This is a genomic window from Pseudoalteromonas sp. T1lg10 (genome assembly GCF_002964545.1).
GTDB lineage: Bacteria > Pseudomonadota > Gammaproteobacteria > Enterobacterales > Alteromonadaceae > Pseudoalteromonas.
The window spans coordinates 191,106-212,631 of the sequence record NZ_PQBV01000004.1 but is presented as its reverse complement, the minus strand read 5'-3'; the positions used below and the strand labels follow the sequence as shown (position 1 = coordinate 212,631).

Below are 21,526 nucleotides of genomic sequence, written 5' to 3'. Positions count from 1 at the left end.
TAAATTTATAACCCCTTTTCCTATCGCCCTTGATATACTAGTGTGATTCTCTTTTCTTCTTAGGTGTTGCGAATGGCAGGTAAGATCCCCCGACAATTTATCGACGATCTTTTAGCGCGTACCGACATAGTCGAGTTGATCGACTCGCGCGTAAACCTGAAAAAAGCAGGCAAGGATTACCAGGCTTGCTGCCCATTTCACAATGAAAAGAGCCCATCCTTCACCGTTTCTCAGGATAAACAGTTTTATCACTGCTTTGGCTGCGGTGCCAACGGCAACGCCATCAGCTTTGTAATGGAGTACGACAAACTCGACTTTGTTGACGCCATCGAAGAGCTGGCCAGCCTGTTGCACCTGGAAGTTCCCAGAGAGCAAGGCAACCCCAACCAAAGCGATCGTCCGCCGGTCTCCCAGGAGCAAAAGCGATCCGACTACGATTTAATGGAGCAAACCGCGCGCTATTATCAGCAGCAACTGCGCCATCATGCCAATGCCCAACTGGTGATTGACTACCTTAAAGGCCGAGGCTTAAGCGGACAAACGGTAAAAGACTTCGGTATCGGCTATGCACCCAGCGAATGGGAAGCCCTGTGCCAAACCTTGGGGAAAAATCCGAAACAAAAGCAACAGCTGATCGAGCTCAAGCTGGCAACGCAAAAAGACAATGGCCGCACCTTTGATTTCTTTCGCGATCGTCTTATGTTTCCTATTCGCGATCGTCGTGGTCGTGTTATCGCCTTTGGCGGACGCATTATGGGCCAGGACGATAATGGTCCTAAATACCTGAACTCGCCGGAAACCAGAATCTTCCATAAGGGTTTTGAGTTATATGGCTTTTATGAAGCCAAACAGGCCCATAAAAAGCTTGAGCAACTACTGATTGTTGAAGGCTATATGGATGTGGTGGCGCTGGCGGAGCACGATATTAAATACGCGGTAGCGGCCCTGGGTACGGCGACCACCAACGAACATATGCAGATGCTGCTACGGGCAACCGACAAGGTCGTGTGTTGCTACGATGGCGACCGCGCCGGTCGTGATGCCGCCTGGCGAGCCTTAGAAAATGCTCTGCCCCATTTAAAAGACGGTAAGGCACTGAAGTTTGTATTTCTGCCCGATGGCGAAGACCCGGATTCCTTGGTGCAGCAAGAGGGCAAGGCTGCGTTTGAACAACGCCTGGTCGATGCCAGAGATTTTAGCGACGTTTTCTTTAGCCGTTTGAGTGACGACATAGATCTTACTCAGGATGCCGGCAAAGCCAAACTGCTGAGCCTGGCTCTGCCTCTGATTGAGAAGATCCCCAGTGAATTCTATCAGGAAAACCTGCTGGAGCGTCTGGCCCGCTTTATCGGTCGCACCCGAGAGCAACTTAATGCCAAGCTTAAAACTCCGCGCCAACAGCACAGGGTGGAAAGTCAGTTTAAGATGACGCCGATGCGCACCGCCATCGCCCTTATGCTGCAGCACCCGCAACTGGCGGCCAGCGTTGACTATATGCCAGAGCTGGCCAGCCTCGGCCTGCCCGGTCTGGAATTATTTTTGACCATACAAAAGCATTGTCTCGATAACCCAGGAGCGCGCACCGCGCACCTGCTGGAACACTACCGCGATCGCCCGGAATACGGCGCTTTGACCAAGCTAGCCGCTTGGCCTCACCAAATAAACGATGAGGTGTTGGAACCTCATTTCCAACAAACGGTCAAATTCATTGAAGATCAGTGTTTAAATCACCGTTTAGAGTCCTTATTAATAAAGGACAAGACTCAAGGTCTAAGCGTGACAGAGCGGCGTGAATACGCCCTGCTGACTCAAGCACTTAAAGGCAGTGAAGTGCTCGAAAGCTAGCCAGAAATTTCACGGTCTGTTATACTACGCTATTCACCGCGTCAAACCGGCTTGGGGCACCCAGCTTAGGTACTTAAGCTGACGCCTGTTGTATTAATTTATCAGGGTGGAAGAGCAAATCTCTATGGATCCAACTCCTCAGTCACAACTAAAACTTCTGATTCAGAAAGGTAAAGAGCAAGGTTATCTGACATTCGCTGAAGTGAATGATCACCTTCCACAAGACATCATAGATTCGGATCAGGTCGAAGATATCATTAGCATGATCAATGACATGGGTATCAAGGTTTGCGAAAGCGCACCAGATGCTGATGAATTGATGATGGCCGAGACCACCACCGATGAGGATGCGGCAGAAGCTGCCGCTGCGGCACTTGCCACCGTAGAAAAAGAAATCGGCCGTACCACGGATCCGGTGCGCATGTATATGCGCGAAATGGGCACAGTCGAGCTTTTAACGCGCGAAGGTGAGATCGATATCGCCAAGCGTATCGAAGAAGGTATCAACCAGGTACAGATTTCTGTAGCCGAATATCCGGAAGCCATTTCTCACCTGCTTGAGCAATGGGATATGTTCGAAGCGGAAGAGATCCGCCTGAGCGACATTATTACTGGCTTTTTCGATCCTAATGAAGAAGATACACAGATCTCAGCCACCCATATCGGTTCAGAACTAAGTGACGATGACTTAGATGACGAAGACGACGATGGCGATGACAGCGACGACGATAGCTCGGAAGAAGAAACGGATAACGGTCCAGATCCGGAAGAAGCACGTATCCACTTCGAAAATCTACGTACCCTGTACAACGGTGCTCGTGTAATTTTCGAAGAAAAAGGTCGCTCACACCCGGATGCGAAAGCAGCTATTGTTGAGATCGGTGAGCTATTCCGCACCTTTAAACTAGTGCCTAAGCAATTCGACCGCATGGTTAATAACATGCGCGATATGATGGATAAAGTGCGTGTACAAGAGCGCATCATCATGAAGCAGGCGGTACAGGTTGCGAAGATGCCGAAGAAAACCTTCGTTAAGCACTTTGCTAACAATGAAACCGACAGCGCCTGGCTAGACCTTGAAATCGCAGCCGGTGAAAACTACTCAACTATGCTGGCAGAATTGAAGCCAGAAATTGAGCGCTGCATCAATAAGCTTAAGCATATTGAGCAAAGCACAGGTTTATCAATCGAGCGTATTAAAGACATCAACCGTCGCATGAGTATCGGTGAAGCGAAAGCCCGCCGTGCCAAGAAAGAGATGGTTGAAGCCAACTTACGTCTTGTAATTTCAATCGCCAAAAAATACACCAACCGTGGTCTGCAGTTCTTGGATCTAATCCAGGAAGGTAACATAGGCCTGATGAAGGCGGTTGATAAGTTTGAATACCGTCGTGGTTACAAGTTCTCGACTTACGCGACTTGGTGGATCCGTCAGGCTATCACGCGTTCAATCGCTGACCAAGCCCGTACCATACGTATTCCGGTACACATGATTGAGACCATCAACAAGCTAAACCGTATTTCTCGCCAAATGTTGCAGGAAATGGGTCGTGAACCGAATCCGGAAGAACTTGCCGAGCGCATGATGATGCCGGAAGATAAGATCCGCAAGGTACTGAAAATTGCCAAAGAGCCGATCTCGATGGAAACCCCAATCGGTGACGATGAAGATTCGCATCTTGGTGACTTCATTGAGGATACCACCATTGAATCGCCAATCGACTCGGCGACCATGGAAAGCCTCAAGGGTGCAACCCACGAAGTGCTTGCTGGCCTAACTGCTCGTGAAGCGAAAGTACTACGTATGCGTTTTGGTATCGATATGAACACCGACCACACCTTGGAAGAGGTAGGTAAACAGTTCGACGTAACCCGTGAGCGTATCCGTCAGATCGAAGCCAAGGCTCTGCGCAAATTGCGTCACCCTTCACGCTCTGATCTACTGAAAAGCTTCCTAGACGCGAACAAATAACAGGCGTCTTATTAAAGCATTACAAAGGCCGCTTTTTAGCGGCCTTTGCGTATCATTTACAATATTCATCCAACATGGGGACTAACATGGCTTGGATTCAAATTCGCATTCGTGCCACCGAATCAACGGCGGACGCAATCAGTGACCATCTTATGGATGTCGGCTGTCCATCGGTCACCTTTATGGACACCAAAGACACACCCATCTTCGAACCGCAACCAGGCGAAGTAAGATACTGGGCAGAAACCACAGTGATCGGCCTGTTTGAAGCCACACATGATATGCAGGCGGTGGTCGACTACCTTAAGGTTCAGCCCGAGCTACAAGAGCAGTTCCACTACAAAATAGAACAGCTGGAAGATAAAGATTGGGAACGGGAATGGATGAAAAATTTCCAGCCGATTCAGTTTGGCGAACGCCTATGGATTTGCCCAAGCTGGTTAGATGTTCCGGATCCCTCTGCGGTCAACGTCATGCTCGACCCGGGTCTGGCCTTCGGTACCGGCACGCATGCCACTACGGCCTTGTGTTTACGTTGGCTTGAGAGCCTGGATTTAAGCGGTAAAACCGTGGTCGACTTCGGCTGTGGTTCAGGCATTTTAGGTATCGCCGCCATTAAACTTGGCGCCGCACGCGTTATAGGTATAGATATCGATCAGCAAGCACTCGATGCCAGTATCGATAATGCCGAGCGCAATGGCGTTGCCGACCAGCTTGAAGTTTACCTTCCGGAGAATCAGCCGAGCTTTGAAGCCGATGTGGTCGTTGCCAATATTCTTGCCCAGCCGCTACGCGAGTTAAACGAGGTGATTCTTGGCCTGTTGAAATCAGGAGGCGAGCTTGCTCTTTCCGGAGTACTTGAAGAACAAGCCGAATCCGTGGCCGCTTGCTACGAGCATCAAGCGACTCTAGATCCCATAGCCCAGGAAGGTGAATGGGTGCGGATCAGCGGGATTAAAAAGTAACCGCTTTTGATCCTACCCTGCACAGTGAACAAAAGTCCCTGTGCAGGCCATTTCTCACTCTTTTTACACTGTTTACGCTCCATCAACACCCCGCCATATAAGCCCTGTCAAGCCGGTGTTCATAAAACAGGCAAAAACCTTATTGCCCTCACTCGTTATAAAATGTCAATACAAAAAGTTTAAAAAAAAAGCACTTTTGTTCAATTTCTAGCCTTTGATTTTGCCTCAAAAAACCGTAAACTTAGCGCCCCTTGAAACGAGGTAAATTGTAACGCTGTGCAAATTGGTCCTTACCAGTTAGAAAACAATTTGATGGTTGCACCGATGGCGGGGATCACAGATCGCCCCTTTCGGCAGTTGTGTCGTCGCTTAGGCGCCGGACTGGCCGTCTCTGAAATGTTGTCTTGCAATCCCAAGGTATGGCAAACCGCCAAATCCATGGGACGTATGGATCATAGCGGCGAATCGGGTATTCGCTCCGTGCAAATTGCGGGGGCTGACCCTGAGCTAATGGCGCAAGCGGCGCAGTTTAACGTTTCCAACGGCGCGCAGATCATAGATATAAATATGGGCTGCCCTGCCAAAAAAGTGAATAAAAAGCTCGCAGGCTCTGCCTTGTTGCAGTATCCGGACTTAGTCGAAGCCATAGTGAAAGCTGTGGTGGAAGCGGTAGATGTGCCCGTCACATTAAAAATCCGTACCGGCTGGGATGTGGACAACCGCAACGGCGTCGAGATTGCAGCGATTGCTGAACACAATGGTATTCAGTCATTAGCCGTACATGGGCGTACTCGCGCCTGTATGTACAAAGGCTATGCCGAATACGACACGATCAAAGCGATCAAGAGTTCAGTGTCGATTCCTGTGGTTGCCAACGGTGATATCAGCTCACCGCAAAAGGCGAAACAGGTATTAGAGTATACGGGCGCAGATGCCATCATGATTGGACGAGCCGCTCAAGGTCGCCCCTGGATTTTCCGGGAAATTGACCATTATTTAAAAACTGGAGAAATACTCCCGCCCCCGGCCATTACCGAGGTGCGCAGTATTCTGATGGAGCATTTAATCAATCTCCATCAATTCTACGGTGAGGCCATGGGGCCGCGGATTGCTCGAAAGCATGTTGGATGGTATTTGCAAGCCCACGACGAAGACCGTCAGTTTAGGCGAGTATTTAATGCGCTAGAAACACCTGAGACTCAGGTGGATGCACTGAATGAATACTTTGAAACTTATTGCTAATCCAGAAAGAAAGAGACAATACAACGATGTTTGAACAAAATGTGACTTCTCCTTTTATTACTAACGCTCACGTTCAGTCACAAGAGAAACCACAGCCTCTTCGCGACGCTGTTAAAAAAGCTGTTCACCACTACCTTAAGCAGCTTAACGGCCAGGACGTACAAGACGTTTATGAACTTGTTCTTTCTGAGCTGGAAGCGCCGCTTCTAGAAGAAGTAATGACCTATACACGCGGTAACCAAACCCGTGCAGCCATCTTACTGGGTATCAACCGTGGTACTTTACGTAAGAAGCTGAAAAAGTACGGCATGAACTAATTTATTCGCAGCCTTGAGCTGCACCGAAAAGCACCCTAGGGTGCTTTTTTATTTTCGCCCATACGCGAAAATGACCGATGCGTCGGTCACTGTGTTATACAAAAACATCATCATTGTTTAAAATAGGGTTTCTAAGCAAACCCCTTGTCTAACCCCTAGGTCGAATTCACCAATAACTGGTGCCACCTAAGACAAGATTATCTACTCAACTGAGGTAACAAAAACTACCATGGATACACATCGTCCAATTCGTCGCGCGCTCCTGAGCGTATCTGATAAAACGGGTATCGTTGACTTCGCTCGTGAGCTAGCCGCTCAAGGCGTCGAAATTCTTTCTACCGGTGGCACCTGCAAGCTACTTGCAGACAACGGCATCAAGGTAACTGAAGTATCTGATCACACCGGTCACCCTGAGATCATGGATGGCCGCGTTAAAACATTGCATCCAAAAATTCACGGCGGCATCCTAGCCCGTCGCGGCCAAGACGAAGGCGTTATGGCTGAAAACAACATAGATGCAATCGACATGGTAGTTGTAAACCTATACCCATTCGCACAAACGGTCGCAAAAGAAGACTGCTCGCTTGAAGACGCGATTGAGAACATAGATATCGGTGGCCCAACCATGGTTCGTGCCGCGGCTAAAAACCACAAAGACGTGACCATTATCGTTAATGCCGCCGACTACGGCCGCGTTATCGACGAAATGAAGGCCAATGAAGGTTCTACCTCACACGCCACCCGTTTTGACCTGGCCATTGCCGCATTCGAGCATACGGCTCAGTACGACGGCATGATCGCCAACTACTTCGGTAAAATGGTGCCTGACTACACCGAAGAAGCGGCAACCGATACTAAGTTCCCACGCACCATCAACATGCAGTTCACCAAGAAGCAAGACATGCGCTACGGTGAGAACTCGCACCAGGATGCAGCCTTCTATGTTGAAAACGACATTGAAGAAGCCTCGGTTGCCACGGCTAAGCAAATTCAAGGTAAGGCGCTGTCTTACAACAATATCGCCGACACCGATGCAGCCCTTGAGTGCGTAAAAGAATTCGATGCGCCGGCCTGTGTTATTGTTAAGCACGCAAACCCTTGTGGTGTGTCTGTAGGTGAAAACATCCTTGAAGCCTATGACCGTGCCTTTAAAACCGACCCAACATCGGCATTTGGTGGCATTATCGCCTTCAACCGTGAATTGGATGCGGATACCGCAGAAGCCATCATCGCCCGTCAGTTCGTAGAAGTGATCATCGCCCCTAGCATCAGCGAAGAAGCGGCACAAATCGTCTCTGCTAAACAAAACGTGCGCCTACTTGAGTGTGGTCAATGGCAAGCGCAAACCACAGGTGTTGATATCAAGCGCGTAAACGGCGGTATCCTGGTACAAGACCGTGACCAAGGCATGGTTTCCATGGGCGACCTTAAAGTGGTTTCTAAGCGTCAACCGACCGAGCAAGAACTGAAAGATCTTATGTTCTGCTGGAAAGTAGCCAAGTTTGTTAAATCAAACGCCATCGTATACGCCAAAGACGGCATGACTATCGGTGTGGGCGCCGGCCAGATGAGCCGCGTATACTCGGCGAAAATCGCCGGTATTAAAGCCGCCGATGAAAACCTTGAGGTTAAAGGTTCGGTTATGGCTTCTGATGCCTTCTTCCCATTCCGTGACGGTATCGATGCTGCGGCCGAAGCAGGCATTACTGCGGTAATTCAGCCGGGTGGTTCAATGCGTGATGAAGAAGTGATTGCTGCCGCTGACGAAGCTGGCATGGCAATGGTCTTCACCGGTATGCGCCATTTCCGCCACTAAGAAACTCACCGCCAGGGCCATTTAGGCTCTGGCGTGTTTTCGTAGACTATTCAAATCAATCTGCTATTTTGTGTTAACACATAATAAATGTCACAAGGATTCGATTATGAAATTTGGCTTTAAAACCGCGCTAACCGCGGCCATCGCGCTTTCACTAAGCGCCTGCGTAAGCACCAGCACCAGTGAACAACTGACTGAAGCCAGCCAAGGCGAGCTAAGAAGTGCACAAGCACAAGCCAGAGATCAATATCGTCACCCGGTAGAAACTCTGACCTTTTTCGGCATCGAGCCGAATATGACAGTGGTTGAAGTCTCTCCAGGCGGTGGTTGGTACACGGATATTCTCGCTCCTTTACTTAAAGACGAAGGCACCTTGTATGCCGCCCACTTCCCGGCCGACTCGGACGTGAAGTATTACCAGCGCTCATTGGCTGGCTTTAAGGAAAAGATGGCCAATACTCGTGCCTATTCCGACATCCGACTCACCGAGTTCTACCCCGGCACCCACCATAATATCGCCCCGGAAGGCAGTGCCGATATGGTGCTGACATTCCGTAATCTGCATAACTGGTATATGAATGCCGACGAGCAAGGTGTTAAAGATGCCATGCGCGCCTTTTATACCGCCCTTAAACCCGGTGGCGTACTAGGTATAGTGGATCACCGTTTGCCGGAAACCCGTGATAGCGGTAAGGCCAAACGTTCGGGTTATGTTAAAGAGAGCTGGGTGATTGCGCTGGCACAAGAAGCTGGATTTGAACTGGTTGCGAAAAGTGAAATCAATGCCAATCCGAAAGACTTCGCCAACCATCCAAAAGGCGTGTGGACATTGCCACCAAGCCTGAGCTTGGGTGAAGAAGATCGCGCTAAATACGAAGCGATCGGCGAAAGTGACCGGATGACGCTGAAATTCATCAAACCCCTATAGGATTTATAAGCCATGAATGTACTAGTCATTGGCAGTGGCGGCCGCGAACACGCACTTGCGTTTAAGGCCGCTCAATCAAACAAAGTAGAAAAAGTATTTGTTGCTCCGGGTAACGCCGGCACCGCACTTGAGCCAAAGTTAGAAAATGTGGCCATTGGTGTTGAAGATATTGATGCACTTATCACGTTCGCGAAAGAAAATAACGTTGAACTGACTATTGTTGGCCCTGAAGCACCGCTGGTTATTGGTGTTGTTGATGCTTTCCGCGAGCAAGGCCTGGCAATTTTCGGCCCAACGCAAGGTGCGGCGCAACTTGAAGGCTCTAAGTCCTTCACTAAGGACTTCTTGGCACGCCACGATATCCCCACTGCGTTTTACAAAACCTTTGAGCAAATTGAGCCAGCGCTTGAGTACATCAAAGAGCAAGGCGCTCCTATCGTAGTTAAGGCCGATGGCCTGGCGGCAGGTAAAGGCGTGATCGTGGCCATGACCGAAGCGGAAGCGGAAGAAGCGGTACGCGATATGCTAGCCGGTAATGCCTTTGGTGAAGCCGGTAGCCGCGTGGTTATCGAAGAGTTCCTTGAGGGTGAAGAAGCCTCTTTCATCGTTATGGTCGACGGTAAGAATGTATTGCCATTTGCTACCAGTCAGGATCATAAGCGCGCCTACAACGGCGATCAGGGCCCTAATACCGGTGGTATGGGTGCCTACTCTCCGGCGCCTGTGGTAACTGCGGAAATTCATGAGCGCATCATGAATGAAGTGATCAACCCGACCGTTGCTGGCATGGCCGCGGAAGGTCACCCTTACACGGGTTTCCTATACGCCGGTCTTATGATTGCTGCAGACGGCACGCCTAAGGTAATTGAGTACAACTGCCGCTTTGGCGACCCTGAAACTCAGCCTATAATGCTGCGTCTACAGTCGGACTTGGTTGAGCTGATTGAAGCCGCTAACCGTGAAGAGCTGGATAAGACAGACATTCAGTTCGACCCGCGTGCAGCGGTAGGTGTCGTTCTTGCAGCCAAAGGCTACCCAGGCTCCTACCCTAAAGGCGACGCCATCTCGGGCCTACTTGTTGAGTACCCGGAAGGTGAGAAAGTCTTCCACGCCGGTACCAAGCAAGACGGTGACAAGGTAGTGACCGCAGGTGGTCGCGTACTCTGTGCCACCGCTCTAGGTGAAACCGTGACCGCGGCACAACAACGTGCCTACGAGCTGGTAAAAGCCATAGATTGGGACGGCGTTGAGTACCGTACCGATATCGCTTATCGCGCCATTGCTCGCGAAAGCTAGTCAGGCCACAAGGCCCATTGAGAAAGCGAAGCTCCGGCTTCGCTTTTTTATTGCCTGAAGTTTATCCGCCCAATCGCTGCAAACCCAGCTAGCCGAAGACAGTGCCGCGGTGGTCTGATACCATAAGCCCATACTTTTGCCATTGGGACGCAATATGCAAGGCACACTAAAGAAAATGAAAACCCAGCTCGGTGATGAGCACAACCCGGCGGTGCAATACCAGCTTCCCGTTGGCGACGAACTATTACCGCTAAATGAGCTGATAGGCAAAACCCTGACCCTGACCTACAGCGGTAACATCTTTTGTTCCAGCTGCGGCAAGAAAACCAAAAAGAGCTACTCTCAGGGCCATTGCTTTGTCTGTATGCGTAAGCTTGCCAGCTGTGATATGTGCATTATGAAGCCGGAAACCTGCCACTATGATCAGGGCACCTGTCGCGAGCCGCTGTGGGGCGAAGAAAACTGCATGATCCCCCACTATGTGTATCTGGCAAACACCTCTGGACTAAAGGTGGGCATTACCCGTCATACCCAGATCCCAACCCGTTGGATAGATCAGGGCGCCACGGCGGCCTTGCCTATTATCAGGGTGCAGACTCGTCTGCAATCCGGCCTGGTGGAAGTCGCCCTGGCGGAGTTTATTGCCGATAAAACCAATTGGCGCAATATGCTCAAGGGCACTCAGGTTGAAGTGGACTTGCTTGCCGCCCGCGATGAACTCTTGCCGCAGATCCAGGCTAAACTGGATGAACTGGCCGAACTGTTTGGCGCCACCGCGGTGGAAGTGCTGGACGAAAAAGTGGTCGAGATCAACTACCCAGTGGACACCTACCCAAGCAAAATCAGCTCCTTTAATTTTGATAAAGAGCCCAAGGTCAGCGGTGTGCTGCTCGGCATCAAGGGGCAATACCTGATCTTTGATACCGGCGTAATCAACATTCGTAAGTTTGGAGCTTATGAGGTTGAGGTAGACTATAGCGCCTAGCAAATTCGGCGCTGCTGCTTGTAACCTAAAGATACTAATGAGTACCGGCCTTATCCTGCTGACCTAGGACAAAATATGCCCAACTTAGATTTTCCGGTACTGGCCGTTGAGTCAGACTTTATCACCCTGTGCAGCGATGCCAGTGAGCTTAAGGCCGCGGATAACGGCCACCTGCTCTTTGTCCTCGATAGCCGTCATCACTACTTTGATGCCGAGGGCCAGCCCATTGATCGTCAATGGTCGCTACTGTGTACCGCCCTGCAAGATTATTTAAGCGCCGAGGGACACTGCTGTGTGGCTAAGTTACAGCTTCAGGATGAGAGTCAGATCTGGCCTTTGCTCAACGACTAAATGGGTAACGGGCTGCTATTGCCCTTCATAGGCCGCCAGTTGCCCACGCAGATAATGCTCAACACCGCGGGCCAGGGCCGATAAATGGTAGCCCCCTTCTAAAAATGACACTATGCCCAGCACCCCATGGGCCTTGGCAAATTCGCCGAGGCGCTGACTAAACCAGGCATAATCCTGCTCGACAAATTTGAGTGCCGACATATCGTCTTCCAGATGCCCGTCAAAGCCAGCAGATACAAATATCAATTGTGGAGCAAAATGGGTCAAGGCCGGTAACCATTGGCTTTCAACCAGACGGCGTAAGTCATTACCATCGCTGGCCGGTGGTAGGGGTGATTGGATCAGGTTGGCTCTGTCGACCGGCTCGGGGTTGGGATAAAGAGGATTTTGAAACAAGGAGCACAGCAAGACATTGCGCTCATCGGCAAAAATGCTTTGGGTGCCATCGCCGTGGTGCACGTCTATATCCAAAATGGCTATACGCTGTATCCCTTGCTGCTGCGCATAACGCACGGCGATAGCGAGATTGTTATAAACGCAGAAACCGGCGCTGTGCTCTCGGCTGGCATGGTGACCGGGCGGGCGCACCGCACAAAAGCCAGCATCTATGTTTCCCGCTAACACCTCATCCACGGCCGTTAAACCGGCACCAACAGCACGCTCTATAGCCTGCAGTGACTCGGGGCACAAGCGCGTATCACCATCGAGATCCGCATAGCCAAGATCCGGAATACGTTGCTCCACTAAGGACACCAACTGCTCGGAATGGACACTAAGAAAGTCCTGACGATCGGCCTTGCGCGCCTGTAATTGTGCTAGCTCTAAATCTAAGCCACTGGCAAGCAGGCGGTCTTGAATTACATCCAGGCGAGCGGGCGAGTCTGGATGATCGCTGCCCATTTGGTGGCGGCGACAGGCGGGGTGAGTGATAACGGCGATACGGGACATAAGCTGGCTGCATTAAACACTTTAATCAAGAGCTTAACAAAGTCGCAGTGCCTTGACCCTGCGACTTTGGTGTTAGCTTGTATGCTTTCAGGACTGGCCTACTTCTTCGGACGTAAATCCAGGTTGCGGAAATCGAAGCTGAAATCTGTGACCTCGGTGGAAACGGCATGCATCCTGGCGCTGCTTACCTTATTCTGCTCATTCAGGGTAAAGTGGATAAAGGCATCCGCTTCGAGCATGGGCTCATCCCACTTAACAATAAAGCTGTTGCCACTGTGATGCTGCAGTTCGCCCTTTAAGCGCTTGGTGTGGGTAAAATCAATACGCAGCTTGCCATCAAGTTGCTCGATAACCACGTCGCCATACCAGGCATCATGAAGCGTGCCGGTATAGTAGATAGGCGGTAAGGCGCTTTGATAATCTTCGACTAAACCCGGCTTGGCATTGGCGTAGGCCTGCTCCTTGTTTTTAAAATGACGCTCGGCAAAACGCTCAACATAATCTTGATCCTCAAGCTCCAGCGCCTGCTCAAAGATTTCTTCGGTCACCGCCGAAAGCGCCGCAAAGGCCTGCTGATTCGACAGCACCACTACACCGAGCTTTTTCTCCGGCAGCAGAGAAACCTGCGACACCATGCCAAGAATACCGCCGCCGTGGCCGACGCGTTTATAGCCATGGTAATCAACAATAGACCAGCCTAAGCCGTAGCCACTGAACTGTTGTCTGGTCGCCGTAAAGGCCGCTTTAGAAACGGCGCGATTAATATGCGGCTGCCACATTTGCTCTTGCTGCTTGGCGCTAAACAGGGTCTCGCCATTGGCCATAACCCCGGCGTTAAGCTGGGTATTCAACCACAGACTCATTTCCTTCACGTTCGAGGCAATGGCACCGGCACCACGGAAGTCTTCAAGATAATTGACGAAGAAGGGGTTCAGCTTGCCGTTAAAGGGAATATGGCCGGTGGCATAGTTATTATTGTCTTCAGCGATACGGGAAAAACCGGCGCGTGACTGCTCCATGCCCAAAGGCATTAGCATCTTTTGCTCGATAAAGTCCTGCCAACTCATGCCGCTGACACGGGCGACCACCTCACCGGCGGTGACAAACATCAGGTTATTGTAGGCATAGGTACTGCGGAAACTGGACTGAGGCTTAAGATACTGCAGGCTCTGGATGATATCGTCCACCGATTTATCCGTGTCCGGCCAAATCATCAGATCGCCCTGCCCCAATCCCAGACCACTGCGATGGCTAAGCAGATCGCGAATGGTCATCTCCCGCGTGGCGTACGCGTCATACAGGCGAAACTCCGGAAGATGGTCAATGACCTTGTCATCCCAGTTTAACTTGCCTTGATCCACCAGCATGGCCAAGGCCGCACTGGTAAAGGCCTTGGTATTTGAAGCTATCCCAAACAGGGTGTCGGCGGTTACCGGCTCCTTGGTATCGAGGTGACGCACACCAAAACCCTTGGCATAAACGATTTCACCCTCGGCGACCACGGCGACGGCCATACCGGGCACATCGAAACGGGCCATGGATTGCTCAATGGCAGCGGTAATTTTTTGTTCTTCCAGCTTGGCTTGCGCCGGGCTATTCAACCCCAGCAGCACAGCGCTGCACAGCAGCAGCGTTTTAAATTTCATTGTTATTATTCCTTTTGAGTTACTTCTGAATCCTGATCTTCCAGCAGCGCCCATTTCGCCCTAACAGTCACCCTTCTGGGGCTGGCCGGCGTGGATCTGCATCTCCCTCAGGTGCCGCTCGCGATTGAGATCTTCAATACTGGCTTGGCGGGCGATTTCAGCAATATAGTGCTGTGGCAAGCTCGCCTCTTGGGCACCGCGATACACATGCTGGACATACCAATCGAACGGCAAGGCCACCCGATCTAGGGTATTGGCGATATAACAATAGGCTCGGACCTGCTCTTGCTGGTCGACTAAGGTCACCTCAATATGCGCGACGTCATAACGCGGCCCCTCGATTTTATGCAGGTATTCCTGCTGCTCAACATCGAGTATCCACACCACGCCATACACGCTGGCACCAGTTTCACGGTGAATGGTGCACTTTCCCGAGCCGTCGAGGCTAAGCATATCGAAGCTTAGACGATAGTCGGGTAAATGGGCCACCCCGACGCGCCGAGCATTGGGCAAGCGCTCGCCAAGACGATGCGCCGACATATTGGAGCCGAAAGCAAAATAATATTGTGTCATAACAACACCACCTGAATCGCTAATACTATTAACACCACGCCGATGGCGCGGTCAAACCAGAACCCCTTGGCATTAAAAAAGCCCCGAACCCGCTGCTTAGAAAGCAACAGCGACAACAGAGAAAACCAGGCCCAGGTTGCCAAGGCCATATAGAGACCATAGCCTAATTGCACCATTTTTGGCGTTTGTACCGATACTACCAGGGTAAAGAGCGAGAGAAAAAACAAGGTCGCCTTGGGGTTCAGGGCATTGGTTAAAAAGCCGCGGCGAAAGGCCACCAGCAAGTTCTGATGCAGCTGCGGTTGCGGCTGGGCCTGCTCAGACTCACCCGCCGCAGGCTTACTACGCAGCGCCTGCACGCCTAAATAACCAAGGTAGAGAGCGGCCAAGTATTTCAGCACCATAAACAAGGTCGGCGCCTGAGAGATCAATAAGGCAACACCGAGCAAACAATAAAAGATATGCACCAGAATCCCGGCGCCCACCCCGGCACTGGTAGCCAAACCATTAGCGCGACCATAACTGACGCTGTGTTTAAGTACCACGGCAAAGTCCGGGCCTGGGCTGGCAACGGCAAAAAAGTGGGCAATGGCTATGGCGGCGAACTCGGGCCAATAACTCATGCCTGCTCCTTGGTGAGCAGAGAGAGCAACAAGGGATCGGCACTGGTTTGTCCTAAGGCGCGCAATGTTTTTGTCGCCTTTTTAAAATAGCTGCGCAGGTGCCCTTTTAGATGCGCCGCCCCTTTGTCTATGCCCTTAATATGACAAAACAGCGCCAATAGAAACACCTGTTGCTGCTCGGACAGCTCACTGGAGCGATTGGCATAGGGGTTATAACACTTGCCGCAACCGCCGCGGAATTGATACACGGTGTTACTCAGCATCACGCCAAAACCAAAGAAGCTGGCCACCACCTCTGTGGCGGCATCCAGGTATTGTTCACCACCAGGAGGCAAGTGACCGCCCTGATAAATCATGACCCGCGCCATACCCTGCGCAAAGCTGGCAATCAGATCCTGTGGCTGATTGATCTGTTGCGGGTTGTATGAGAGTTGTACCTGGCCATCACTACTCAGTAATTGAGCCTCTGGGCCGCGTAAACAATTCGCAAACTCCATACGCGGGAAGCGCTGCGGCTGACTCAGCTCAGGTGCGACCAACACCAGGGGCCATTTTTCAAGACCAGCGTACGTTTTACCTGGGTAAAAACCTGTTCCGCCATTTGCGCCACGCTATGGCTCTGACCGGCAAAAAACGCGTTGGTGGGCAGGACCAATTGGCTTTGCTGGCGAAAATAATCACCATCAAAGTGTTCATAGGCCCATAAAAAGGTATCCAGCAGCCATTGCTGCTCTTGCTCTTCAAGTAAAGGCGAAGGTTTTAACCAGCTTAACATAGTCATTTTTATTGCAACTTAGGTTCTTACCGCCAAGCATACCAATTCAAATAGAAAATAACAGCCGGGTGCGACGACACACGCTCGGTGAACAAGGCACCAAGACTTGGCTCTATAGGCTTTGCGCAGAGGAACTGGCATTTTTCTAAAAATGTGCTAAACCAGATATACCAATTACATTAAAAAGTGCTCGTTAGATTGAGCATGGTTTTAATAAAATTGGTCTTTTTACTCACTGGCGCTACTTATGTAATGTTAACGAGTGTGACCATGCCCCATATCATCATAGAACATTCCGAAGACCTGCCGGTGTTACCACAAGTATTAGTGGACAAGGTGCACCAGGCCACCTATGCCAGCGGCCTATTCGAACTAGCCACCATTAAGACGCGTGCCATTGCCTACCAACATTATGAATTGGGGGATGGTAAGGACGGCTTTATCCATATATGCGCCTACATTATGGCTGGGCGCACTCGCGAGCAAAAGCAGCAACTGAGCAGCCAACTGCTGGAGTGCCTTAGCACCTACTGCCGCCGTTCAGATTGTTTAAGCGTGGATGTGCGTGATTTAGATCCAGAGATCTATCTGAAGTGCTAAGCGTCGGGAGTCCGTGTCTCGGTACCATATAGACGCTGCGCATTGTCGCAGGCTAAAGAGCTAAAATGGGGTAAATCCATGGCTTGATAGTCCAGCCACAGCTGCTGATAGCTGGTTTTAAATAAGCATAAGGGGAAATTGCTGGCGAGCATTACCCGCTGGTAGCCCAAGTGCGATACGGCCGTGTGGATCACCTTTTGCTGCCAGTTTATATCGCCATCCGGGTGAGTAATTTCCCAGCCGCAACACTTAAGATAAATATTGTCGCACCCTGCGCACAAGCTTAAACCCTCCAACCAGGTATCCCAGGTAGCAGGGGTCACCAAGCCGGCATGATTGATCACTATATTCAGCCTTGGATTGGCCTTGGCATGGGCCACCACAGCGGCCGCTAGCTCGGGCTCACACAGACTAAACTGGGCCTCAAAAAGCAAGCCCTGCTCACAAAGCAAGGTAAGATTTTTACCTACATTAGGGCTTAACAGGCGCTCTCCATCAAGGTCTTCGGTGATATCGCGAATTCCGCGTAACAAGGGGAATTTTAACCGCTGCAAAGAAGCGGCGAACTGCTCAGGTGCTTGGTCTATGGCCGCATAACTGATTGCCGGGCCTCTAAAGCCCAGCTCTTGCAGCCAGTCCAGCTCTTTGGCTGGGTGTTGATTGTCAAACCCCGCCTCAATATGGGCAACGCCCTGTAAGGTCAGGCCCTCACTTAGGTGTAAGTCAGCCATGGAAAAGTCACGCTGAATGCACTGCTTTTGCGGCCAAAACGGCGGCCCTTGCTGCTTAAGCCAATAATAATCCCCACGGCCATAAGCGAAAAAATGCACATGGGGATCAAACACGGGCGTAGTCATGGACTTAGCCATGGGTGTTGCCAAAGGCTTCTCCATTAAGGCTGCCACGGACTCATTACTGCGCCGTATAACCACCATCAATCACCTGCAGGGAGCCGGTGATAAAGCTGGCTTCTTCGCTGACCAAAAAGGCTACCAGATTAGCCACATCTTCTGGCTGCCCTAAGCGACCAAGAGGCTGCAGTGCCGACTCCTCGGCCACCACTGTATCCTTATCGGCACCTGTATTGGCGCAGAAGTTGTCGATTGCACTGTGGAACAATGGCGTTTCTATGGTACCCGGACACACGGCATTGGCACGAATGCCAAACTCGGCATAATCCAGCGCTGTGGTTTTCGTCATCGAGGCCAGTGCCGCCTTCGACAGGTTATAGGCGAAGGAATTGCGTTTACCCACCAAGGCCTGATCGGAAGAAATATACACAATAGAACCTCGTTTGGCCTCACGCATCAAGGGCAACACGGATTGCGTCGCGGCAAAGGCACCCTTGATGTTCAGGGCAATCACTTCATCGAGCATGGCCTCAGAGGTTTGCTCAATATTGGCACTGCGGTGAATACCGGCGTTGCAGACCAAGACATCCACACGCTCTTCGCGCTCACAGATGTCGGCGATCACCCGCTGCACACTGGCCACATCGCGCACATCACAATGGCGATACTCGCCTATATCGGAAGTGACAATATCCAAGTTGTAAACTTTATATCCCTGGTTTGCTAACTTTTCTACAATGGCCAGACCAATTCCCTTGCTGCCACCCGTTACAATAGCGACTTCACTCATATTCATTTACGCCTTGATGTACATATCAGCTAATACTAGCATCAGCGCTAAATAAAAATATAGGATTAAAAATAATGACATTTCGTCTTGATATGAAAGTGCGTGACTACGAATGCGATTTGCAAGGGATAGTTAATAACAGCGTGTACTTCAACTACTTGGAACATGCCCGCCATGAGTACCTGTTAGAGCAGGATGTTGACTTTGTGGCTTTGGCCAAAGAGGGTATCAACCTGGTGGTAGTGCGCAGCGAAATGGATTATAAGGCTTCCTTGGTACCCGGCGATAAGTTTTATATTGGCGTTGAGATGGTGCGCGAAAGCCGCCTTAAGTTTGCCTTTATTCAGAATATTTACCGCGCCAGCGACGACAGACTGGTGCTTAAAGCCAAAGTTATCGGCACCTCGGTCAATGCCGAAGGACGTCCCTTCTTGCCAGCGCAGTTAGAGCGTTTATTTGCGGCCTAGGACTCAGGTTCCAGGCGCAACACCAACGACAAAGGTAAGGGTATGAGCCCCTGTTAAGGTCAGGGTCTCTTTATCCATCTGTAGCAGTGGCGATGACTTTAGGGTGCTTAGCAAGGCACTTTCATTGCGCTGCACTTCCCCCTCACAGACCCTGTAAGTCATGCCCAGATTAGTGACCTGCAACCTTTGTTCTTCCACCTTGCTGCTGGCGAAAAAGTGATTGCAACCGGTGTGGCCGTTTAACTGCAGTGCGTCGATAAAACCCACATAGGTATTATCGGTTTTTACCGCTTGCCCATCTATGCTGGTTAAATACCAGTGTTGAAATTTGAGTGCATCGGCTGTGCGCTGATCTTGTGCGGCACAAGCCGTTAATCCGGTTATTAACACCATCGCCAATATTAAATTCTTTCTCACCCTTGTGACCTTGAACTCACAGCTGCTAATGCCCTCAATGCTAAAGCAAAGACAGTAAATTTGCACCGATAACGACTTAATAAAGTGCCATAAAACTTAACTTTTAACTTCCTTTTTACACCCACATACGCTTTAGTATAGAGTTAGTAACAGAGCACCTAAAAAATGGATTTCGACATGACGACCCAGCTTATAAAACCTTTACTTATTAGCGCCCTGAGCGCTTCGCTTCTGGCCTGTGGTGGTGGTAGCACAGATGACAATGGTGGCGACACCCCATCCAGTTGGACCCAAGGCGTTTTTGCGCCGTCTAGTCAGTTCAAAGGACAATGCAGCGCCATCAACGAGAAAAACTGGCTGCGTTCTTGGAGCAATGAAACCTATTTATGGTATGACGAAATCATCGACCGAAACCCGGCTTCCGTTGCCGGAGTTATCGACTACTTTAATACCTTAAAGACCAATGCCACCACCGCCTCCGGCGCGGCTAAGGATAACTTTCACTTCAGCTTGCCCACCGACGAATACCAGAAAATGCAGGAAAGCGGCGCCGTGATGGGCTATGGCTTTAATTTCAAGTTAATTCGCAGTGCACCACCTCGCGAAGTGGTGGTTAGCTACACCGACCCTGATACCCCTGCAAGTGCAGCAGGAGTGAGACGCGGCTGGGAAATCATTGCCGTAAATGGCGTCGATATGATCAACAGCGACGACGTAGAGACGCTCAATAGTGCCCTATTCCCAAGTGTTAAGGGCGTACAAAACACCTTTACCTTTAAATTGGTCGGTTCAAACGAGGAGCGCAACATCACCCTGACCACAGGTGAATTTATCCAAGATCCTGTGATGAATGTGAGCACCATAGCCACCAACAGTGGTAATGTCGGTTATGTTCAGTTTAACGATCACAATGCCCCGGCGGAGCGCCAATTGTATGATGCCTTTAATCAGTTGGCAGGAAGCAACATTAGCGATCTGGTAATCGATATGCGCTATAACGGCGGCGGCTATTTAAACATGGCGGCGCAGCTGGGTTATATGGTCGCGGGGCCATATAATACAGACGGCCTTATTTTTGAAAAAACCATTTTCAATGACAAATATCCAAACACCAACCCGGTGACCGGCAGAGCGCTCACGCCCATCCCCTTTATTGATGAGTACCTGGCTTTCGATCCCGACTCAGGGATCCGCAAGGGCACCAAGTTGCCAAGCCTCAACCTGGATCGCGTTTTTGTCCTGTCATCCAGCAGTACCTGTTCGGCCAGTGAGGCGCTGATCAACGGCTTAAACGGCATCCCTGCCGCGCGCGGTTTTAAAGTTATCCTCATTGGCGGTAATACCTGTGGTAAGCCCTACGGCTTTTACCCCACTGATAACTGTGACACCACCTTCTTCACCATTCAGTTTACCGGCGTAAACCATGCCGGCTTTGGTGAGTACTCTGATGGTTTTGCTCCAGAAAACACACCGAACGTCGAACTGGCCCCCGTCTATGTAGAAGGATGTGCGGTGGCCGATGACTTCACCCACCTCTTGGGTGATCAAAACGAAGCCATGCTGGCAGCGGCGTTAAACTATCGCACCACAGGCTTTTGCCCGGCCCCCACTACGGCAGCAGGCTTAAAAGGTTATGCGGTGCAAAGCACTGTTTCAGAGGTGGGACTGAGTATTAGCGACAACCGCTGGCAAACCCAGTTGAAAAACAACCGCGTAGTAACCCCCTTACCCAAGGAGCTTAACTAATGCGTAAGTTTTGGTCTCACAGCCTGCTGGCGGCGCTCACACTGGCCACCAGCAGTGGCTGTAACAGTACGGTGAATCAGGACGACTTGCGCCCGGCGCTGCTGAGCGAACCAAACCAGCAAGAGGTTGCAACCCTGGTTGCCCAGGCCCTTAACATCAAGGAAGTGAAGGTGCGCGAAGACGTGTTTATGCAAAAAAGCTCATTGGTGCTGGAGTCACCACCCTTTAGCGATGCGCAGGGTAATCCCTTAATAGGCAAGCAACTGGAAATGCCACAGCGCTTTATGCTGCTCACCGATGGTCAGTTGTGCTACTTGCAGCACCTTAATAGCGAGCAGATATTGCCCGCCCCGACCCTGACTTGTCGTTAAGA

Annotated in this window: 21 protein-coding genes and 1 pseudogene; 14 read left to right on the top strand and 8 right to left on the bottom strand. The window is 50.7% G+C overall.

Annotated features, from left to right (window positions below):
* The first annotated feature begins 72 nt into the window (after window positions 1-72).
* The 10 genes from dnaG to C2M17_RS03290 all read left to right on the top strand — a co-directional run bounded on the left by dnaG (window position 73) and on the right by C2M17_RS03290 (window position 11,717).
* Window positions 73-1,845, top strand: a complete 1,773-nt coding sequence (dnaG, locus tag C2M17_RS03335) for a DNA primase (RefSeq protein ID WP_105199451.1) — start codon at window positions 73-75, stop codon at window positions 1,843-1,845.
* Between the two features lie 124 nt (window positions 1,846-1,969).
* Entirely contained in the window at window positions 1,970-3,817 is a 1,848-nt protein-coding gene (rpoD, locus tag C2M17_RS03330) for an RNA polymerase sigma factor RpoD (RefSeq protein WP_105199450.1), read from the top strand.
* Window positions 3,818-3,903: 86 nt separating this feature from the next.
* The gene (gene prmA, locus C2M17_RS03325; protein ID WP_105199449.1) at window positions 3,904-4,782 is read left to right on the top strand and encodes a 50S ribosomal protein L11 methyltransferase; all 879 of its coding nucleotides are present in this window, start codon (window positions 3,904-3,906) and stop codon (window positions 4,780-4,782) included.
* Between the two features lie 276 nt (window positions 4,783-5,058).
* A complete protein-coding gene (dusB, locus tag C2M17_RS03320) occupies window positions 5,059-6,024 on the top strand; it encodes a tRNA dihydrouridine synthase DusB (protein ID WP_105199448.1) in 966 nt (321 codons plus the stop codon).
* Between the two features lie 26 nt (window positions 6,025-6,050).
* A complete protein-coding gene (fis, locus tag C2M17_RS03315) occupies window positions 6,051-6,341 on the top strand; it encodes a DNA-binding transcriptional regulator Fis (RefSeq protein WP_010374122.1) in 291 nt (96 codons plus the stop codon).
* A 229-nt stretch (window positions 6,342-6,570) separates the two neighbouring features.
* Window positions 6,571-8,157, top strand: coding sequence for a bifunctional phosphoribosylaminoimidazolecarboxamide formyltransferase/IMP cyclohydrolase (gene purH, locus C2M17_RS03310; RefSeq protein ID WP_105199447.1), 1,587 nt, complete (start codon window positions 6,571-6,573; stop codon window positions 8,155-8,157).
* 106 nt (window positions 8,158-8,263) lie between these two features.
* Window positions 8,264-9,085, top strand: a complete 822-nt coding sequence (locus C2M17_RS03305; protein ID WP_105199446.1) for a class I SAM-dependent methyltransferase — start codon at window positions 8,264-8,266, stop codon at window positions 9,083-9,085.
* A 12-nt stretch (window positions 9,086-9,097) separates the two neighbouring features.
* Window positions 9,098-10,381, top strand: a complete 1,284-nt coding sequence (gene purD / locus C2M17_RS03300; RefSeq protein ID WP_105199445.1) for a phosphoribosylamine--glycine ligase — start codon at window positions 9,098-9,100, stop codon at window positions 10,379-10,381.
* A 154-nt stretch (window positions 10,382-10,535) separates the two neighbouring features.
* Entirely contained in the window at window positions 10,536-11,366 is an 831-nt protein-coding gene (locus tag C2M17_RS03295) for a DUF2797 domain-containing protein (protein WP_105199444.1), read from the top strand.
* A gap of 75 nt (window positions 11,367-11,441) precedes the next feature.
* A complete protein-coding gene (locus tag C2M17_RS03290; RefSeq protein ID WP_105199443.1) occupies window positions 11,442-11,717 on the top strand; it encodes a hypothetical protein in 276 nt (91 codons plus the stop codon).
* A gap of 15 nt (window positions 11,718-11,732) precedes the next feature.
* Here the strand turns inward: C2M17_RS03290 and C2M17_RS03285 are convergent, their stop codons facing one another.
* The 5 genes and pseudogenes from C2M17_RS03285 to C2M17_RS03265 all read right to left on the bottom strand — a co-directional run bounded on the left by C2M17_RS03285 (window position 11,733) and on the right by C2M17_RS03265 (window position 16,282).
* Window positions 11,733-12,665 carry a histone deacetylase family protein gene (locus C2M17_RS03285; RefSeq protein ID WP_105199442.1) on the bottom strand — a complete coding sequence of 311 codons (933 nt, stop codon included), beginning with the start codon at window positions 12,663-12,665 and terminating at the stop codon, window positions 11,733-11,735.
* 98 nt (window positions 12,666-12,763) lie between these two features.
* A complete protein-coding gene (locus C2M17_RS03280) occupies window positions 12,764-14,311 on the bottom strand; it encodes a serine hydrolase (protein WP_105199441.1) in 1,548 nt (515 codons plus the stop codon).
* Between the two features lie 60 nt (window positions 14,312-14,371).
* Window positions 14,372-14,884: a gamma-glutamylcyclotransferase family protein gene (locus C2M17_RS03275; RefSeq protein ID WP_105199440.1), complete on the bottom strand. Its 513-nt coding sequence runs from the start codon at window positions 14,882-14,884 to the stop codon at window positions 14,372-14,374.
* A complete protein-coding gene (locus C2M17_RS03270; protein ID WP_105199439.1) occupies window positions 14,881-15,507 on the bottom strand; it encodes a LysE family transporter in 627 nt (208 codons plus the stop codon). The genes C2M17_RS03275 and C2M17_RS03270 overlap by 4 nt, the downstream gene beginning before the upstream one ends.
* Window positions 15,504-16,282, bottom strand: a pseudogene (locus tag C2M17_RS03265) (hypothetical protein). The gene C2M17_RS03270 and the pseudogene C2M17_RS03265 overlap by 4 nt, the downstream one beginning before the upstream one ends.
* A gap of 270 nt (window positions 16,283-16,552) precedes the next feature.
* Between C2M17_RS03265 and C2M17_RS03260 the strand changes: the two are divergent.
* Window positions 16,553-16,882, top strand: a complete 330-nt coding sequence (locus C2M17_RS03260; protein WP_105199755.1) for a 5-carboxymethyl-2-hydroxymuconate Delta-isomerase — start codon at window positions 16,553-16,555, stop codon at window positions 16,880-16,882.
* Here the strand turns inward: C2M17_RS03260 and C2M17_RS03255 are convergent.
* Together C2M17_RS03255 and C2M17_RS03250 are read right to left on the bottom strand one after the other, a co-directional pair.
* Window positions 16,879-17,817, bottom strand: a complete 939-nt coding sequence (locus tag C2M17_RS03255) for an amidohydrolase family protein (protein WP_105199438.1) — start codon at window positions 17,815-17,817, stop codon at window positions 16,879-16,881. The two genes, C2M17_RS03260 and C2M17_RS03255, sit on opposite strands and share 4 nt — an antisense overlap.
* Window positions 17,795-18,523, bottom strand: coding sequence for an SDR family NAD(P)-dependent oxidoreductase (locus tag C2M17_RS03250; RefSeq protein WP_105199437.1), 729 nt, complete (start codon window positions 18,521-18,523; stop codon window positions 17,795-17,797). The genes C2M17_RS03255 and C2M17_RS03250 overlap by 23 nt, the downstream gene beginning before the upstream one ends.
* A gap of 74 nt (window positions 18,524-18,597) precedes the next feature.
* Here C2M17_RS03250 and C2M17_RS03245 point away from each other — a divergent pair, with 74 nt between their 5' ends.
* Window positions 18,598-18,990 (top strand): acyl-CoA thioesterase, encoded by a 393-nt coding sequence (locus tag C2M17_RS03245; protein WP_105199436.1) that lies wholly within the window; start codon window positions 18,598-18,600, stop codon window positions 18,988-18,990.
* A 3-nt stretch (window positions 18,991-18,993) separates the two neighbouring features.
* On the opposite strand, the gene C2M17_RS03240 is transcribed toward C2M17_RS03245, so the two are convergent.
* Entirely contained in the window at window positions 18,994-19,407 is a 414-nt protein-coding gene (locus tag C2M17_RS03240) for an META domain-containing protein (protein ID WP_158677898.1), read from the bottom strand.
* 177 nt (window positions 19,408-19,584) lie between these two features.
* Between C2M17_RS03240 and C2M17_RS03235 the strand changes: the two genes are divergently transcribed.
* The gene (locus C2M17_RS03235; RefSeq protein ID WP_233997906.1) at window positions 19,585-21,153 is read left to right on the top strand and encodes a S41 family peptidase; all 1,569 of its coding nucleotides are present in this window, start codon (window positions 19,585-19,587) and stop codon (window positions 21,151-21,153) included.
* Window positions 21,153-21,524 (top strand): hypothetical protein, encoded by a 372-nt coding sequence (locus C2M17_RS03230; protein ID WP_105199433.1) that lies wholly within the window; start codon window positions 21,153-21,155, stop codon window positions 21,522-21,524. The genes C2M17_RS03235 and C2M17_RS03230 overlap by 1 nt, the downstream gene beginning before the upstream one ends.
* Window positions 21,525-21,526 lie beyond the last annotated feature (2 nt).

Coding starts and splice junctions, on each gene's coding strand:
- dnaG (WP_105199451.1), top strand. CDS start 73: ATGGCAGGTAAGATCCCCCGACAATTTATCGACGATCTTTTAGCGCGT.
- rpoD (WP_105199450.1), top strand. CDS start 1,970: ATGGATCCAACTCCTCAGTCACAACTAAAACTTCTGATTCAGAAAGGT.
- prmA (WP_105199449.1), top strand. CDS start 3,904: ATGGCTTGGATTCAAATTCGCATTCGTGCCACCGAATCAACGGCGGAC.
- fis (WP_010374122.1), top strand. CDS start 6,051: ATGTTTGAACAAAATGTGACTTCTCCTTTTATTACTAACGCTCACGTT.
- purH (WP_105199447.1), top strand. CDS start 6,571: ATGGATACACATCGTCCAATTCGTCGCGCGCTCCTGAGCGTATCTGAT.
- C2M17_RS03305 (WP_105199446.1), top strand. CDS start 8,264: ATGAAATTTGGCTTTAAAACCGCGCTAACCGCGGCCATCGCGCTTTCA.
- purD (WP_105199445.1), top strand. CDS start 9,098: ATGAATGTACTAGTCATTGGCAGTGGCGGCCGCGAACACGCACTTGCG.
- C2M17_RS03295 (WP_105199444.1), top strand. CDS start 10,536: ATGCAAGGCACACTAAAGAAAATGAAAACCCAGCTCGGTGATGAGCAC.
- C2M17_RS03290 (WP_105199443.1), top strand. CDS start 11,442: ATGCCCAACTTAGATTTTCCGGTACTGGCCGTTGAGTCAGACTTTATC.
- C2M17_RS03285 (WP_105199442.1), bottom strand. CDS start 12,665: ATGTCCCGTATCGCCGTTATCACTCACCCCGCCTGTCGCCGCCACCAA.
- C2M17_RS03280 (WP_105199441.1), bottom strand. CDS start 14,311: ATGAAATTTAAAACGCTGCTGCTGTGCAGCGCTGTGCTGCTGGGGTTG.
- C2M17_RS03275 (WP_105199440.1), bottom strand. CDS start 14,884: ATGACACAATATTATTTTGCTTTCGGCTCCAATATGTCGGCGCATCGT.
- C2M17_RS03270 (WP_105199439.1), bottom strand. CDS start 15,507: ATGAGTTATTGGCCCGAGTTCGCCGCCATAGCCATTGCCCACTTTTTT.
- C2M17_RS03260 (WP_105199755.1), top strand. CDS start 16,553: ATGCCCCATATCATCATAGAACATTCCGAAGACCTGCCGGTGTTACCA.
- C2M17_RS03255 (WP_105199438.1), bottom strand. CDS start 17,817: ATGGTGGTTATACGGCGCAGTAATGAGTCCGTGGCAGCCTTAATGGAG.
- C2M17_RS03250 (WP_105199437.1), bottom strand. CDS start 18,523: ATGAGTGAAGTCGCTATTGTAACGGGTGGCAGCAAGGGAATTGGTCTG.
- C2M17_RS03245 (WP_105199436.1), top strand. CDS start 18,598: ATGACATTTCGTCTTGATATGAAAGTGCGTGACTACGAATGCGATTTG.
- C2M17_RS03235 (WP_233997906.1), top strand. CDS start 19,585: ATGACGACCCAGCTTATAAAACCTTTACTTATTAGCGCCCTGAGCGCT.
- C2M17_RS03230 (WP_105199433.1), top strand. CDS start 21,153: ATGCGTAAGTTTTGGTCTCACAGCCTGCTGGCGGCGCTCACACTGGCC.